Raw genomic sequence first — 515 nt, forward strand, 5'->3', positions numbered from 1 at the left:
CATGAAAACTACTTAAAACATAATAGTACTCATCATCTTCATACATCACAACCCCACTCCCTAACCGCGAATCACTGCGCCCAGGTAAAAGGCCTTGTTGTTCATCGGTCACATAAAGACCTACATTGGTTTTTATTAAATGATCTCGACTTTCTATGATGGTGTCTTGAAATTGACGCGTTTCACTTGGAAATACTTCTTCTATAATGGCGCAGCCACTTAAAAAGAAAGTCAGTATAATCAGTAAAAAAAAGGCGTGTAGTTTTCTCATAAGTGTATCCTCCTAATTAAATATATTGTATCATAAAATTAGGTGTAACTATGGTGGAATAATTAATTTAGTGTTTTAAAAAAACCGTCTTTGATTTATAATCATTACTGTAGATTGAGGAGTGAATAATAATGAAAAAATTCTTAATGATGTTAAGTTTAATCTTGATTGGATTTTTATTAGTAGGATGCAGCGAAGAAGAAGATGAATGGGCGATAGATGAGGATAGTCTTACCCCCTATAC

The 515-nt window shown here is 33.4% G+C and carries 1 protein-coding gene; it reads right to left on the minus strand.

The annotated features are described in order from the left end of the window. Window positions 1–271: hypothetical protein (locus ABCO64_RS10835; protein ID WP_343089489.1), on the minus strand; the 271-nt coding region annotated here is incomplete at its 3' end. Window positions 272–515 lie beyond the last annotated feature (244 nt).

The sequence above is a fragment of the Methanocalculus natronophilus genome, from assembly GCF_038751955.1.
GTDB classification, from domain to species: Archaea; Halobacteriota; Methanomicrobia; order Methanomicrobiales; family Methanocorpusculaceae; genus Methanocalculus; species Methanocalculus natronophilus.